11 protein-coding genes and 3 pseudogenes are annotated in these 16,282 nt (G+C 34.6%); 3 read left to right on the plus strand and 11 right to left on the minus strand.

The genetic code is table 11. From position 1 onward, the window contains the following. Nucleotides 1-984: group II intron reverse transcriptase/maturase (gene ltrA / locus JR312_RS02790; RefSeq protein WP_416647670.1), on the minus strand; the 984-nt coding region annotated here is incomplete at its 3' end. Nucleotides 985-1,528: 544 nt separating this feature from the next. Between ltrA and JR312_RS02795 the strand changes: the two genes are divergently transcribed. After that, nucleotides 1,529-1,669 (plus strand): DnaB-like helicase C-terminal domain-containing protein, encoded by a 141-nt coding sequence (locus JR312_RS02795; protein WP_416647680.1) that lies wholly within the window; start codon nt 1,529-1,531, stop codon nt 1,667-1,669. Nucleotides 1,670-1,769: 100 nt separating this feature from the next. Here the strand turns inward: JR312_RS02795 and JR312_RS02800 are convergent, their stop codons facing one another. The 5 genes and pseudogenes from JR312_RS02800 to JR312_RS02820 all read right to left on the minus strand — a co-directional run bounded on the left by JR312_RS02800 (nt 1,770) and on the right by JR312_RS02820 (nt 4,465). After that, nucleotides 1,770-2,081: a type II toxin-antitoxin system RelE family toxin gene (locus tag JR312_RS02800; RefSeq protein ID WP_416647671.1), complete on the minus strand. Its 312-nt coding sequence runs from the start codon at nt 2,079-2,081 to the stop codon at nt 1,770-1,772. Next, entirely contained in the window at nt 2,062-2,283 is a 222-nt protein-coding gene (locus tag JR312_RS02805; protein ID WP_007301853.1) for a hypothetical protein, read from the minus strand. Before JR312_RS02805 ends, JR312_RS02800 begins: the two co-directional genes overlap by 20 nt. A gap of 95 nt (nt 2,284-2,378) precedes the next feature. Then, nucleotides 2,379-3,437, minus strand: coding sequence for a hypothetical protein (locus JR312_RS02810; RefSeq protein ID WP_416647672.1), 1,059 nt, complete (start codon nt 3,435-3,437; stop codon nt 2,379-2,381). A gap of 205 nt (nt 3,438-3,642) precedes the next feature. Next, nucleotides 3,643-3,867: pseudogene (locus tag JR312_RS02815) on the minus strand (transposase); the annotation flags it as partial. A gap of 49 nt (nt 3,868-3,916) precedes the next feature. Then, entirely contained in the window at nt 3,917-4,465 is a 549-nt protein-coding gene (locus JR312_RS02820) for a hypothetical protein (RefSeq protein ID WP_416647673.1), read from the minus strand. A 196-nt stretch (nt 4,466-4,661) separates the two neighbouring features. Here JR312_RS02820 and recO point away from each other — a divergent pair, with 196 nt between their 5' ends. Beyond that, nucleotides 4,662-5,390: a DNA repair protein RecO gene (gene recO, locus JR312_RS02825; protein WP_416647674.1), complete on the plus strand. Its 729-nt coding sequence runs from the start codon at nt 4,662-4,664 to the stop codon at nt 5,388-5,390. Nucleotides 5,391-5,412: 22 nt separating this feature from the next. On the opposite strand, the gene JR312_RS02830 is transcribed toward recO, so the two are convergent. From JR312_RS02830 to JR312_RS02850, 5 genes and pseudogenes are all read right to left on the minus strand, one after another. Further along, a complete protein-coding gene (locus JR312_RS02830) occupies nt 5,413-6,789 on the minus strand; it encodes a PleD family two-component system response regulator (protein WP_007302914.1) in 1,377 nt (458 codons plus the stop codon). Then, nucleotides 6,761-7,051, minus strand: a complete 291-nt coding sequence (gene tatB / locus JR312_RS02835) for a Sec-independent protein translocase subunit TatB (protein ID WP_006012003.1) — start codon at nt 7,049-7,051, stop codon at nt 6,761-6,763. The genes JR312_RS02830 and tatB overlap by 29 nt, the downstream gene beginning before the upstream one ends. Before the next feature lie 5 nt (nt 7,052-7,056). Beyond that, entirely contained in the window at nt 7,057-11,718 is a 4,662-nt protein-coding gene (locus JR312_RS02840) for an NAD-glutamate dehydrogenase (RefSeq protein ID WP_416647675.1), read from the minus strand. Between the two features lie 27 nt (nt 11,719-11,745). Continuing rightward, nucleotides 11,746-14,307: an ATP-dependent chaperone ClpB gene (clpB, locus tag JR312_RS02845; RefSeq protein ID WP_416647676.1), complete on the minus strand. Its 2,562-nt coding sequence runs from the start codon at nt 14,305-14,307 to the stop codon at nt 11,746-11,748. A gap of 69 nt (nt 14,308-14,376) precedes the next feature. Next, a pseudogene (locus tag JR312_RS02850) lies at nt 14,377-14,894 on the minus strand (ankyrin repeat domain-containing protein). A 192-nt stretch (nt 14,895-15,086) separates the two neighbouring features. Between JR312_RS02850 and JR312_RS02855 the strand changes: the two are divergent. Continuing rightward, nucleotides 15,087-15,995 (plus strand): annotated as a pseudogene (locus JR312_RS02855) (IS5 family transposase). The last annotated feature ends 287 nt before the right edge of the window (nt 15,996-16,282 follow it).

A 16,282-nucleotide genomic window follows, 5' to 3' on the forward strand; every position in this document is an offset into this window, starting at 1 on the left:
AGTTGAATTGAAAATGCGGTTTGACACACTTTTTTGAACGTTCCCAACCTTATTGCTAATTGCTGGAAGAAATGCAACGAAATATTTCCCTATCTTGCTCTTTACTTTTCTAGGTCTAAAAGTATATCCTAGGTAATCAAAGCTTTGTGTAGGAAACATATTCTTCCTGTTCCCATCCTTACAATACACAATTTGTGTTTTATCAGGATGTAACTTTAGCTTATATTTGGCTAATCTTTCTTCGATCATTACTCTCATAAATTCTGCCTGTTTTTGCGTCTTGCAGTGCACTATCGCATCATCTACATATCTCTCAAATGGTACTGTAGAGTAGTTCTTTTTCATCCATATATCAAATACGTGATGCATGAATATATTCGAAATGATTGGGCTAACTGAACCTCCTTGCGGAACTCCCTTTTCCCTAACTACCTTACTTCCATCTTCTAGCTGAATAGCAGCTTTCATCCACCTTTCAACATACAGTATGATCCATTTGCAGTTTGTATGCTTCTTGATAGCTTGCAATGCCAACTCGTGATCCAAATTGTCGAAAAACCCGGATATATCTAGATCTATCGTCCAATCATACCTCCAGCATCTTTTCCTTGCCGTATCTACCGCATCCAGTACTGATTTATTTGGTCTATAACCATATGAATCTTCATGGAATTTTGGCTCTACTAGCGGCTCAAGATACATAGAAGCAGCCGTTTGCCCTATCCTGTTGAATACTGAAGGAACACCTAAAATTCTTTGTCCCCCTCCCGTATCTTTCGGTATTGCAACAGCTTTTACCGGCCCTGGAAAATAACTTCCGGATGACATTCGATTCCATAATTTGTATAGATTATCTTTTAGATTTTCTTCAAACTTTATTATCGATACCTCATCCACACTAGCAGCACCTTTATTCTTCGATACTCGTTTATAAGCCCTCCAAATAAGTTGCTTTGGTATATCAAAAGACTTTGTTTTATTCATTAACTCCTCCCTTTCGGTTGATACATAATTAAAACTGAATAACTCTAGCTCCTTCGCTCCATTCCCATTACAGAAACTTCTTCACTACTACAAGCTGATCCGCCCCTGTTCTTCGCATCGGTACTCTCATCCTTGAAGTTTAGCTTCTTGGATTTCTCCCTTGTCATCGAAACGACAGGTTCCCGTAGTTCCATGCAATAGCCTAAAATAGATTCACTCCACTTTTATGCCGAACGCCACCTACCCAGTAAGCAAGTTCCTTGTAGATCTATCCCAGGAGAGATGGGAGCTCCTGGTTTTGACGTCGTTTCAGCCCTTTCGACACTTCATCAGTGGTTCATTTTCATTCGCCTCTCTATTTCGTACATGACACGTATTTATACCTTTTCCATAACTCTCACTACCTTATCAAAGCAGCTTATGGCTGTTTGAAGCCTGCTCTTGCAAGCCGACTGTGAGGGACCTTCCCTCATCTATTGTGCAGCTTAAGCACTTAGTTTGCTCATTTCTGATCTTTCTTTGTGTCTCTACAACACACCCCATCGTGGCACTATCACAAATTAGTCGCAGAGTAGAAGAAAGACAAAACAAAAGACCGCAATTAGCAGACCTAAGGGAGTCAGTGAGCATCGAGCAAGATGCCAACATAGTTTTCTACTCTACAGAGATAGCTACTATAAAATAGGCTCTAATAACGAATTAGAGATAAACGTTGCAAAAAATAGAAGTGGCTCAACAGGTAAAGTCACTGTGCGGTATCGGGTTGATACTGGCAGGATATTGATTTAACGTTTTAGTAAGTCTAATATTGCCTGATTGTAAATGTTATCTCTATGTCCTATTGAAACAACAGTTACTATACGTTTTGCAGTATCGACACGATAGACAACACGATAATTACTGGCAACTTTTATTCTTCTATGTCCCTTTAATCTATTGCGTAATGATACACCGTTAGCAATAGGATCTGTCTCAAGATACTCTTTTATTGCTTCTTTAATACTTGGTTTGATGTCTTCTGGTAAGGAAGGTATATTCCTCTTAATAACATGTTTGAGATATTTGATAGTATAACGTTTATTTCCAGATGTCTTCACTATCTTCTATTTCTTCTGCATCATCATCACTTAATTCCCTAATAATTTTAGAAAACGCAATATCTTCTGCTTCAAGTTCGATCGCTTCTTTAACTAGCTTTCCTGCTAATTTTTGAACAGACTGCTTGGTAGCTTTAGCTAGTTCAATAAGATGCTGTGAAGTTTCTGTATCGAAGGTTACATTAATCCTTGAATCCGCCATAAGTTTTACCAAAGTTTGTCAGTAATTATACAACATTTTCCTGAATTTTTCAATAAAGATCTCTCCTAAACTTAGAAGAGATCTTTTATGTGTGATTAACGCTGCATAGAAGAACCAGCTTCTTTGACATTCGCTTTTGTGATATCTGTCAAAGGTTTCACCGACTCAGAACTCTCTTCTTTTACCTCTGAAGCAAATTCTTTAAGTGCAGATTGTACCTCTGGATTCTTTTCCACGAGCTCTTTTATTTCCTTGCTTTTTTGTGGTTGAGAACGTTTGTACAACTTAGGTTGTATTTTTTCCATACTCTTTCCTTGTGTTTGTTGTAGTCCCAATGCTTCATAGAGAGACTTTGTTTCATGCTGTTTTCCTACCATTACTTCTGTGTGCGCGTATATCTCTTCATCAGTAACGCCGTTTCTTTTAAGAATCTTTGCAGAACCATCGCTACTAACTGAAATTTTCATTTGACATTTTTTCCCTTCAACTTCCCAAGCAAGATCCATATCATATGTTCCATCGAGAATCTCATATGATCTTATTTCCTGTTCATCTTCATCGTAACAAGTCGATAAACGCACTCCTCTTGTTTTGTTTTTGCCAGGTTTGCACATTGTAATTGCATCTATACCATATTCTTTGGACTTACTAGCCTCGAGAAAATCCATCAAACAAATTGGATCTTTTCCCGCAATAGCTAATCTTGCAACCGGAAAAGAACGATTCTCTTCATCTAAAAACTCTTCAAGTGCGGCAAACTTTATTTTATCACTTTTTATATTATATAATTCTTCTACAACTTTCCGAGAAACCTCTCCTTCTAGTAGTGTATTAATATGACTTTTATAATCATCACCTTCACAATGAGATTTTCCAACTTTGTGCTTTTGAAATATCTTCCACGATTCTTCATCTGGAAGACCGCTAACACCTGAAATATTCAGATTAGCTTTATCCTTTATTGCTAGCTGAGATTGATAAAATACACCATTCTCCATATATCCAAAATTTACATAAGGATAAGATGAATTTAAGGCATTTTTTTCTGGAAGACAGTTTTCTTTATCAATATTTTTACTTACACCCTGACCATGAGTAATGGTACTCACCAATTCCTTGGCTTTACTTTTTAGATTTTTCAAAGCACTTAACATAATAACCCCTCTGTTGTTAACATAATAATATAGCATACTAATATAAGCTATGCAAAGTCAAGCCTACAACTTTAAATTTTTATGATAAATAACGGAAAATTAATTATGGTATAAAAAACGTCATATTCTACTCATTCTAGTAGAAATCAAGCTTAAAATTTAAGGGGAATTTATGTAAGGAAAGAGCTGGAGCGGCGGCTCAAACTCCTATTATTAACTGCACTAACTTACTAATACTTAAGTATGGGGGTACAGAAACGTATACATGTTGACGCAACTCTACCTCTCTACTTGATTATTTGCACATACTTCTTGTACAACTTCTTTAGCTTTCTGTCCAATATCTCCAACTAATACTGGATATCGATATTTTGTTATCCACACTATGTGATATATATATAGAGTGACTGCTTTTTCTATAATATTCCACATTCTTTGAGATTTTTCACCTTTAAATTATATTCTTAAAAGGATGGACTTTAAGTCCAGGGTTTTTCTCCCAAATTTGGGACAATAAAATCTAACGTGACTTCGCGCCAAATGTGATGCTGTTCAGCAGGTAAGCCAATTAACGGGCTACATTTATATACTGCACGCATTGCATTATCTGCCGCTGATCTAAAAAGAGGATTATTTTGATAAGAACTACTATCTGCTACGGTGGCTACAACGATCTCGCCTTTACTGGATAATAATAAGTTAATTTTTATACTAAAATTTTCTTTATAAACTATGCCCTCAGGAATGCTCCAACACTCTGTCAGTTTATCCCTTATAGAATTAATAATTTCTGTTATAGCCAATTCATCATCTTTGTTCTCAATATTTTTCTTATCTCTTATTTCATTTTTCACCTCTTTGATGTCTTCTCTTAGTTTTCTTTCTACACCCTTTTTTCTTTTGGGAATTGGAATACCCTCATCAATTTCCTGTATTTCAATAATTTGCCTCGGTTGTACTAACTCAACTAATTCTTTTTTTCTTTGTGGTATAGTAATAACTGACGAATCATCCGTTTGGGCTTTCATTGAAAAAAGCAAAAAACAACATAGAAACAAAAGAAGAATATAATTAAAATAGAGAGGGCGCATATGTTAAGCAGCTTGTTTTACCGGTTTAAAGCTAATATTGCACATAAAGTCAATATATTTCAGTTGACTTAAACTCAAATTTGCTACACTAATTTTATTATCTCTATAATATCATATGGTCAATATACTCTAAATGAGATGGAAAGATGAAGGTGTTATTATAGCTGTTAAAAAATACGGTGATAAAAATTTAATTCTTTCTCTATTTACAAAAAATCATGGAAAGCGCAGGGGATTAACTAGGTTAACAAACAATAGCAATTATAAGTTTCAAATAAGTAATCTATTACATGCAGAATGGAGTGCTAAGCTACCTGAAAATCTAGGTTTTTTAAAGTGCGAATTGATTGAATCTCCATTTCATCATTTCTTTCAAGATAGGTTAAAAAGCATTGCTATTGTTTCTTTCTCGTCTATATTAGAAAAAGTGCTTCCAGAAAGTGAATCCTGCATCAAGTTGTATGATAATTTTAGACACTTCATCGATGTAATAAAACATAATAGCCAGTTTTGGCAAAGTCATTACCTTAACTTAGAGCTTCTGCTTCTTACGCAACTTGGATTTAAGTTAGACCTATCAAAATGTGCTGTCACAGGTGTGAAAGAAAATCTACAATTTATTTCTCCAAAAACTGGTAGAGCAGTGTCAAAAAAAATAGGTGACTGTTATGCAGATAAATTACTACCTTTTCCACAGATGTTGCATGATGTATACAATAACAACCTACAAAATAGCTACTCGTATCAAGAATTCAGACTAGGGTTAAAAATTACAGGGTATTTTTTAAATAAATATCTATTTCTGCAGTTAAATGCGAAATTTCCGGAGTTGAGAAATTTTATGCTATCATTTGAATCTTAGTTACTACTTATTTGAAAGAACTTCAACCAGTAACCACTCTATTTCTACCACTGTTTTTTGCTTTATATAAATATTTGTCAGCACGTACTATAAATTTTTTAACATCATCAAGGTCAGATCTTTGCATTGCTGAAATTCCAATGCTCACAGTTACATTATGGGTTGTATTTTTACCCACAAGTATAAAAGGTTCTTTGGCAATAATTTTCCTTATTCTCTCTGCAATAGTATACGCATCTGATACATTGGTATCTGGCATTACAACAACAAATTCCTCACCACCAAACCTAGCTAATAAATCTGTCACTCTGATATTTTCAGAAATTCTTTTCTGTATTTCCTTTAAAAGTTCATCTCCAGCATTATGCCCAAAGTTATCATTCACCATCTTAAAATAATCTATATCAAGTATCATAAGAGATAAACTTCTATCTTTTTCCACAGAATCCTTAACAATATTTCTTAAGTGTGCATCAAAATATCTTCTATTATAACAGTTAGTTAATGGATCCTTTATAGACATTTCCACATTATTAAATAAATTCATTCTCAAGGCATCTTGATACCTTTTGCGTTTCACTTGCAAATTAACCCTAGCTATTAATTCACTCTCATCTAAAGGTACTGTTAAATAATCATTAGCACCTACATCAAGTGCCTTTACTAAATTGCTTTTATCATAATCTTCAGAAAGGATCAGAATTGGTGTATAACGTGTTTCTACCTTACTACGAAACTTAGAACACAACCGTAGGCCGTCAGTTTTTGAAAACTGCATGTCAGAAATAATCAGGTCGTAATTATCCTTAATACCAACCTTTAATGCTTCTTTTGGATCGTGCAGTATTTTAATTGATCTGAAGCGTTGCTTTAGAACATTGTGTATCTGCTCTGCTTGAAAGGTGTCCTCATCTACAACAAGTATGTTAGCATCAAAAATCTGATTAGAATAATCCATAATACTGCTTTCTGCTACTCCACCAATCTCAGCATTAGTTTCTCCTCTCAAGCACAACTCATCTATTATCATCTTTAAGCGCACAAGAGACTTAATTCTTGCAGATAAAGCAGTTTCATCTATCGGCTTAGTTAGAAAGTCATCCGCACCAGCATTAATTCCTTCCACTCTATCATGAGTGTCATGCAGCGCAGTTACCATAATTATTGGAATATAAGTCGTTAAGGGATCATTCTTTAGCTTCTTACAAACCTCAAAACCACTCATTTTTGGCATCATGACATCAAGTAAGATAATGTCTGGCTGCTGTTCCGCTACTAAATCTATCGCCTCCTCGCCATCATAAGCTACAATAACTGTATAGTACTCTGCTTTTAGCTGAGCCTCCAAAAGCTTAACATTAGATGGTATATCATCTACTACTAGGATTTTTGCTGTCATTTTTTGTACTATCTACATTGTAAGTAGGGTAAAGCTTGCCATCTTCACCAATTATGTAATTGACTTTTTCAACGTTATGCTCTTCATATAATTCTTTAATTCCGGTATCCTTCAACAATTTCCTAACTCTTGATTTTACAACCCAGAAATACCTATATATATTTTTAATAAGATTAAGAAATACAGGTACTTTACTTTTATCAAGAACAATTATACTCACTAAAGCTACAACTAAAATTTCTGAAAGACCTATATTAAACATTTTTCCTATGAAGCAAGTACTTTAACTCTCCTGATTATGAGTATTAATTTACTTAAATCAAGTTTATAAGCGACCATCTCATCTAAAAAGCTATTGTAGCGCTCTGTATAATCCTTATCATTAATAGCCCAAGTTTGAACCTTGTCTACATGATTATCAGTAGCTTTTATAACTTTAACAGCTAGCTTATGTTGATAATTGCTTAAATCATCTAATAAATCATTAATTAAGCTGCGATCCCAATAGGAAGAATGGCTTTTCATCTTGCCAGCAACTGTTCTAATCATATCAAATCTTAGCAGCGACTTTAATTCAAAGTATATTCTACCAGCCTCAAGGATGGACAAAGATGTCTGCTCAGCAACAGATATAACGTCCAGCGCATAAATAAGAATACGTAGATCAGCAACCCTTTTTGCTAGATCTTTATTTATGTTAAGCTCTAACAAAGAAGCTAATCCATGATTATAGACCTCTAATAGGTGCTCATCTAAAATATCATGGCCTAAAGTTTCAATTGCACCCCTAAATTTTGTAACACCATCTAGTTCTACAAGATTAAGCTTACCAAGATTTTTTACTAACCAAAATGATACCCTACCAATAAATTTTTGCACACTTCTCACTACTTGCAAATATGAATCAACATCAATTTTTCCATCCAATTCATCAATTTTCTGCCAAAGGCTACTTAAATTATATAGGTGATTAACAACGATATATATGTTAACTGCTTCATGTACTTTAATTCCAGTACTCTCAACCAAATTATTAATAAATATACAGCCCATCCTATTTACTACATCGTTTGTAATGCAAGTAGAAATAATTTCCCTACAAAGTTGGTGTTTCAATATGGAATCCTTGAACTCTGTTACCATCCTTTGTGGAAAGTAATTTAGTAAGTAATCACGGCACAAAAAATCTTTTTCAGGTAGCTCAGAGTGTATAACTTCATTTTTTATTGCTGTTCTTGCATAAGACATCAGAACAGAAAGCTGAGGAGAACAGAAACCTTCTCCATCAGTTAACATTCTTGCTACCTCTTCTTCAGCTGGAAGAAATTCTACATCTCGGTTTAGCAGCCCAAATTTCTCTAAACTGAGTAATAATTTATGGTGCTGCTCTAATCTTTCTTTAGCTTGTAAGCACTCAAGAAGCAATGCTTTTGTTTCAATCCTGTTATGGTCTTCAAGCACCTTAAATGCAACATCGTCTATCATGCTAGTCAGTATTTCATTCCTTTTTTCTAAGGAAATTTTCCCTACTTTCATAAAAGCAATTTTGATATTAACTTCAAGATCAGAACATATTACTCCTGCTGAATTATCAATAAAATCTGCATTGATATACCCACCTATTTTAGCATATTCTACCCTTCCAAGCTGCGTGCAACCAAGGTTACCACCCTCTATAAACATAGAAGCTCTAATATCCTGACCGTTTACTCTTAATTCATCGTTTGCTTTATCACCAACCATACCGTGACTTTCACTCTTTGCCTTAACGAATGTGCCAATTCCTCCATTCCATATGAAATCCACTTTTGCCTTGAGCAGATATCGGATCAAGTCATTTGGAGATAGTGTATCTTCCGTTATATCAAAGCACTTTTTCATTTCTTGAGAAATGTCTACTTGCTTGCTGCTACGCTCAAATACCCCGCCACCACGAGAAATCAAATCTTTGCTGTAATCCATCCAAGTTGAAAACGGTAATTCAAAAAGGCGTTTACGCTCTGCGAAACCCTTTGCTGAATCAGGATTTGGATCAATGAAAATATGCATATGGTTAAATGCGCCGATTAAACGTATATTTCTTGAAAGCAGTATGCCATTTCCAAACAGATCGCCAGCCATATCTCCAATTCCAATAACAGTTGTATCCTGGTAAATATCCTTATTCATTCTCCAAAAATGGCGTTGTGCTGCAATCCATGCACCTCTTGCTGTAATACCCATCTTTTTGTGGTCATAACCTGCTGATCCACCAGATGCAAATGCATCTTCGAGCCAAAAGTTACATTCAGAGGATATTTCGTTTGCATAATCAGAAAATGAAGCAGTGCCTTTATCTGCTGCAACTACCAAATATGGATCATCTTCGTCATACCTAATCACATTTTCTGGTGGAGTTATTTTGCCATCAACTACATTATCAGTAATATCAAGCATTCCTCTGATGAAATTCTTATAGCATTCAACACCTTTCTCCCTTAAAATGTTTTTGTCTTTATAAACTTGCTTTATTACAAACCCACCCTTTGCGCCAACAGGTACAATGACCGCATTTTTTGTCATCTGGGCTTTCATGAGTCCCAAAACTTCAGTGCGAAAATCTTCCGTTCTATCCGACCATCTCAAACCACCACGAGCCAACTTCCCTCCTCTTAGATGTATTCCCTCAAAAAGGTTTGAATAAACATACAATTCACGGTATGGGCGCGGGTCAGGTAAACCATTTATTTTACTTGAATCAAATTTGATAGATAAGTATGGCTTATCATCTTGATAATAACTGGTTCTCAAAATTGCCATTATCAAGTTAAATATCGAACGCAAAACGTAATCATGTGAAACGTTGCTGATCTCTTTTAGTAGTTCTTCAATTTTTTCTATCAAAATGCTAGTAGTTTCTGCCCTATCAATATCTATTTTAGTATCAAATCTTGAATGAAATAATTCTACTAAATACCTTACTACTTTTGGATACTCTGATACTACTTTCTGGATATATTCTGGGTTATAGCTAAATGATGTCTGCTTTAGGTAGGCGCTTAGCGCTCTAATCAGAAGCACTTCCTTCCACTCGAGCCCAGCAATAATGATCAAGCTGTTAAAATAGTCATTTTTTATTTCCTTGCTGAACACTTTTACAAGTGTTACCTCAAACTGCTCTTTTAAAGTAATGTTGTCTATTAATTCATCAACTCTTGACAACACAAAATGATGTATCCATATTCCACCGTTGATTTCTATATAATAACCATTATGAGATAGAATCTTAGCCCCTAAATTCTTAGTAACCTTTAATATCTTTGACAATTCAAGGCCTCCGTTGCTTGGAGTGTAAACCTTCAATTGATAGTTGAGATTGTCACGAGTAAGCCTCAAATCAACTTCGCTGACTTTTTTCTTTCTCACTATCTCCAATTTTTTCATATCATAATACGCATCATGAGGTTCAAAATTCTCTTGATAACTTATCGGAAATGCCTTGCAATAGCGGATAAATATATCCTCAACAGTGCTAAAAGTATTATATAAATTGTCTATAAAACGATCTTCCCACTTTTCTGTAATGTTTCTTAACTTGTTTTCGATACACAAAACTTCATCATCAAAAACGCTAGCGCTTTTGGTTCTTAGCACCACGTGTAATTTCATCAAATCATATTCATTGATAATGTGATTGTTATAAATATCTGAACTTTCTGCACTTGTTTCATCCTTCAATATATCACGTATCTTGAACATTAGCCTAGCGCTAGCATAACGCATCGGTATCAATACTATGCAACTAATAAAGTTCCCTACCTTTCTCAAAAATAATTTGACTCTTGGTCTAATCGCAAGAGACATGATCGAGGTGCAAATTTCAAATAACTCGTCTTCATTTGATTGGAATAATTCGTCACAAGAAAATGCCTGTAAAATGGAAATTAAAGCTTTATTGTTATGGCCACCAGGAACAAATCCTGCCTTTTTTTCTATTGTTGTAACCTTATCCTTTATTACCGGAATAGTTCGAATATCTTGCACTTCTGCTATAGAAGTAAATAGCCCAAAAAAATGCTGTTCCCTTATTACATCACCCTGATCATTAAATTCTTTCACTCCTATACAATTCATATAGGTACGCCGATGAACTATTGAGATTAGGTCTGATCTTAGTATGTATAAAGAATTCAAGCTTTCAGAAAAAATTGATGAATTTTGGTACTCTTCACTTGCTCTCATTAACCCGAGGCTCTCCTTACCACTTAGAGCAAGCTTTCCTTCTTTATTAGTAATGTATTCTTGATAACCTAAAAATACAAAATTGTTATTTTTCAACCAAGCTAGAAAATCTCTGCCTCCAGCATCCAATGCCGGATGCTCAAGAAGCTTCTTGAGCATCAATTGCCAGTCCTTTACAACGCAGTTAACTGCTTTTAGCGTCTTTCGTAGAGATTCTTCTAGTGTATCAACAAAGCTACCACTTATGCCTTTAATAATTACATATATTACTGACTCTTTGATTCCATTACTTTCTTCCAAAAGATGAATTTTATCTATTAGGCTATTTTTTCTTTGAACATTAATTATGCTGTTACTATAATAGCATATAGTTAAACCGTGTGACTTAATAGTGGAAATGACAGAATCCACTAAAAAGGGCATGTCATCATTTGTGATTTTAATTATAGTGAAATTGCCCTCTATTCCTGAAATATCATTTACATTACTTACTGCTAATTTACTTTCTTCTTTTTCTTTTTTAAGAATGAAGTTGTATGCATCCTCTGCAATGTATAAAAGAAATTTATCGTTGACTTTTAGGTCACTATTATAAACAAAATTATAAAAGTACTGTATAAACTCTTTAATTTTTTCTTTCTCTTTTTTATTCCCTTGATCAACTAGCTTAAATAAAGACTCAACATTAACATTATGATTTATACACATTTTTCAAAACAAAAATACACAGCGAATCTAGATCTTTTTAACTAAGATTTCGTTACCAGAAGTATACACTATTAGCTCATCTCCTTCTACTATTTCCCCCGATAAAACTAACTTAGCTAGATTATTTTGAATGCATTCTTGTATTACCCTTTTCAGAGGCCGCGCTCCATATTCAGGGTCATATCCAGTTTGTGCTATTAGTTCTTTAGCTTCTTGCGATAAACTAATACTCAGTTTACGCTTAGCAAGCATCTTTTGTAAATAAGAGAATTGAACATCTATAATTTTATCAATGTCATCTTTGGTTAAGCTGTGGAATATAATAATTTCATCCAGTCTATTTAAAAATTCTGGACGAAACGCTGACTTAACTATTTTCATCACCTCATCTTTCACAGATTCGGTAGTTCCTCTTAGCATTATCTCAGCGCCAAGGTTAGAAGTTAAAATCAGTATGGTATTGCGAAAATCAATTAATTTGCCATGGCTATCGGTGAGTCTACCTTCATCCAAAATCTGCAGTAATATATTAAATATATCTGGATTTGCCTTTTCTATCTCATCAAACAAAATTACCTGATATGGTCTTCTCCTTACTGCTTCGGTTAATCTGCCACCTTGTTCATAACCAACATATCCTGGAGGCGCACCAATTAACTTTGAAACGGAGTGTTTTTCCATATACTCTGACATATCAAAGCGTAGAAGTGCTGATTGATCATCAAACAAAAATTCGGCAAGAGATTTTGCTAACTCTGTTTTTCCAACTCCGGTTGGACCTAAGAATAAAAATGAACCAAAAGGTCGATTAGTATCCTGAACACCAGAACGGGAGCGCCTTACTGCATTACTTATAGCTTCAATTGCATCTCTCTGCCCTATTACTCTTTTTCCTATTTCATTTTCCATATTAAGGAGCTTTTCCTTTTCACTATGCATCATGTTATCAACTGGAATGCCTGTCCATTTTGAAACAATATTTGCAATATCACTCTCAGTAACTTCTTTCTTTAGGAAACTATCAGTAACTTTTTCCTGATTTTTTAACTCATTTTCAAGTTGAGGAATCACACCATACATCAACTCCCCTGCCCTTCCTAAATTTCCATTGCGCTGAGCCAATTCTAGCTCTTTCCTCGCGTTATCCAATTTTTCAGCAGTTTCTTGTATTTTAGCTATTTTATTCTTTTCCATCTGCCATTTACTGCTTAAGTCAGCAAATTTACTGTTTAGACTCTCAATTTCCTCATTTATCTTTTTTAAACGTTGCTTAGAGTTTTCATCACTTTCTTTTTTCAAAGCCTCTGACTCAATTTTCAGCTGTATAATCTTTCTTTCAAGCTCATCAACAACCTCAGGCTTGCTGTCCATTTCAATTCTAACCCTACTTGCTGCTTCATCAATTAAATCGATCGCTTTATCAGGTAAAAACCTATCTGTTATATATCTATTAGAAAGCGTTGCAGCAGCGATTATTGCACCATCTGTGATTCTAATACCATGGTGCACCTCATACCTCTCCTTCAAACCCCTCAGTATTGAAATAGTATCAGTCTCAGTCGGTTGAGAAATAAACACAGGCTGAAAACGCCTTGCAAGCGCAGGGTCTTTCTCTATATGTTGACGATACTCATCCAAAGTTGTAGCCCCTATACAGCGAATTTCTCCACGCGCAAGAGCAGGCTTGAGCAGATTTGAAGCATCCATCGCGCCACTTGTCGCTCCTGCTCCCACTAAAGTATGAAGCTCATCTATAAACAAAATAACTTTTCCCTCTGCTTTTGAAATCTCATTAATCACTGCTTTTAGTCTCTCTTCAAACTCCCCTCTAAATTTTGTTCCAGCAATTAATGCACCAAGATCCAAAGCTAAAACTTTTGCATCACGCAAACCAAGTGGTACATCATTTGCAACAATTCTGTTTGCCAAACCTTCAACTATTGCAGTTTTTCCAACACCAGGTTCACCTATCAGTACTGGATTATTTTTTGTTCGCCTCAACGATACCTGCATAGTTCTTCTGATTTCCTCATCACGACCAATTACAGGATCAAGCTTACCTTGCATAGCAAGCTCTGTAATATCTTTTGTATACCTCTTTGCCGCATTTAATTTTTCCTCGCTATTTGGAGAGTCTGCACTGCCACCTTTTCTCATTTCTGCAATAACTGAATTTAATTTTTGCGGTGTTACACCACCTTCTGCTAAAATTTTACCTACAATTTCATCTTTTTGTGCAGCAAGGCCCTGCAGCAACCGCTCAACAGTAACAAATGTGTCTTTATTTCTCCTCGCAATACCAATTGAATCATCAAAAACTTTTGCTACCTCTCTTGAAAGCTGAAGTCCACCACTACCTGGTCCTCCAACCACTGGAAACTTTTTAATTGTACTACTCACAGCATCAGAAATATTCTGAATATTTCCACCACAAGTGCCTATCAAATCCTGAACTAAACCTGACTCATCTTCAAGCATTACTTTAAGTAAATGTTCAGGCATAAAAATCTGATGCCCAGCTCCCAATGCTTTCATTTGAGCGCTCTGGATGAGGCTTTTTGCTTTTTCGGTAAATTTATTCAAGTCCATAATACAAATTTAACTCATACTTGCTGATATATATAACAACTACTTTCTCAATTTTAAACTTAAAGTCATTCAGCATTCAACCACTATGGATTGAAATCCATAGTGGTTGAATATTTGATCGTAGGGCTTATCTTTGTTATGCCTTGACCTTAACACAGCTACATTTCTAGGTTTTTTTCCATCATCGTTTATAATGTTAGGATTAGCGCCTTTTTCTAGCAAAAATTTGATAATCCTTAAATCACCATAATATGCAGCATTATGTAGTGCTGTGCTTACATACTTGTTAATAATGTTTACGTTAACTCCCTCATCTATTAAAAACCTAACTATCTCTAAACATCCCCTTCTGCAGCGTAATGTAACGCAGTTAACTTAGGCATGTGTGTATCAGTATCTAATAAATTTTTTACTGAGAATTTTACAGTTTCTAAGTTACAATTTTGAGAAGCAATGCGTAATATCGTTTTATAATTATCTGCAGCTTTTGCCTTCATGTAATAATAGGTAGCAATAATACATACTATTACTGTTATAAGCCACCAAAAATGCAGCTTGTTTTTTGTATCTTGACTCAATTTATCCATATTCAATATCTTTTTAATATTAAATAGATCATTTACTCATTTTTTATTAACATTACTTACTCAAAGATGCTGACAACATAGTAAGGTAACCCGAGTTGGCTTTGTTGCATAGCGAGTAGAGATGGGAGAAAAAAGGGAGAAAATCTAAAGAAAGTGGTTACTTTATTAAGAAATGAACATTTTGTAGAGTATATGCCAAAGAAGATGAAAGTCAGTAATCATTAAAGAGTATAATCAATTTTTAGAAAAAAGAGGAAATGTCTTTCATTTTATCGATGAAGCTATAGAAAACTGGTACGAAAGTTCAGAAAAAATTCCTGGAGATTTATAGCGATAAGGTTGTTATTGCAGTACATATAGTCGTTAATCTATTTAGAATAGGCTTAAGGCAAGCAGTTGGATTTATAAAAGGATATTTACAAAGTATAGTGAAGAATCTCCAAGTATTCACAAGCTTCTCATCAAACTTAATTTGAAATTATGTGACCACAGAACAGATAAAAATGACATAGAGAATATTGAAATTGCTATAGATAGTACTGTAATGCATATTTATAGTAACAGTACTCAACATAACAAAGATAACGCCAAGATAAGGAAGTATAATGGTACAGATCAAAGAAGAAAGCTACATGTTGCTTTGGACGTAAACAGCAAAAAGGCAATAGCAATTCGATATACTAATTTTCTTTCACATGATAGCATCTAAAATACTAAAGGAAATGGGTGATATCTATAAGATTAAGTCTCTGCGTGCAGATGGAGCTTATGATACAGATAATTTATATAAGTTGTGCAATCAATACAATTTGAAACCCATCATAAAGCCAAGAAAAAATGCAAAAATCTGCAGCAATATAGATTATCTATCAGAAAGAAACAACAACATTAGTATAAGGAAAACTTACCCACTGGAAAAAGAAGACAAGGTATGAAATACGTTCACGTATCGAGAGTTTTTTCCTGAGGCTCAAAAAAACATTTGGATTTAGTTTTAAGAATAAATCTGAGGTAAATCGCTCTCAAGAGGTGCTTTTAAAATGCTATTTGATTAATAACTTTACTGATATAGGTATGCCTATTTTCAAATTTGCCTCGTAAATTCCTTTCATTACTCCTCCTCATTCCTTGCCATTCAACAAAGCCTCCCATCTCTACTCGCTATTCAACAAAGCCTGGGAAGCTATACTTGGCAGTGGCTACACTTCTTACGGCAGAGCGATAAATGATTGCTGGTTAACCAAATGCTAGGAGAGGGTATGGGTAGCTTGATTTTTTATGTTATTCTGAAAAGAAGATATACTATATTTAATATAAAATTTATAGTTACATGTTAATATTATACTATAGTATTTCCTAAAGTAAATGATAAAGGTATAATAAAGTAT

It is taken from the genome of Wolbachia endosymbiont of Nasonia giraulti (assembly GCF_048054155.1).
Classification (GTDB): Bacteria; Pseudomonadota; Alphaproteobacteria; order Rickettsiales; family Anaplasmataceae; genus Wolbachia; species Wolbachia pipientis_C.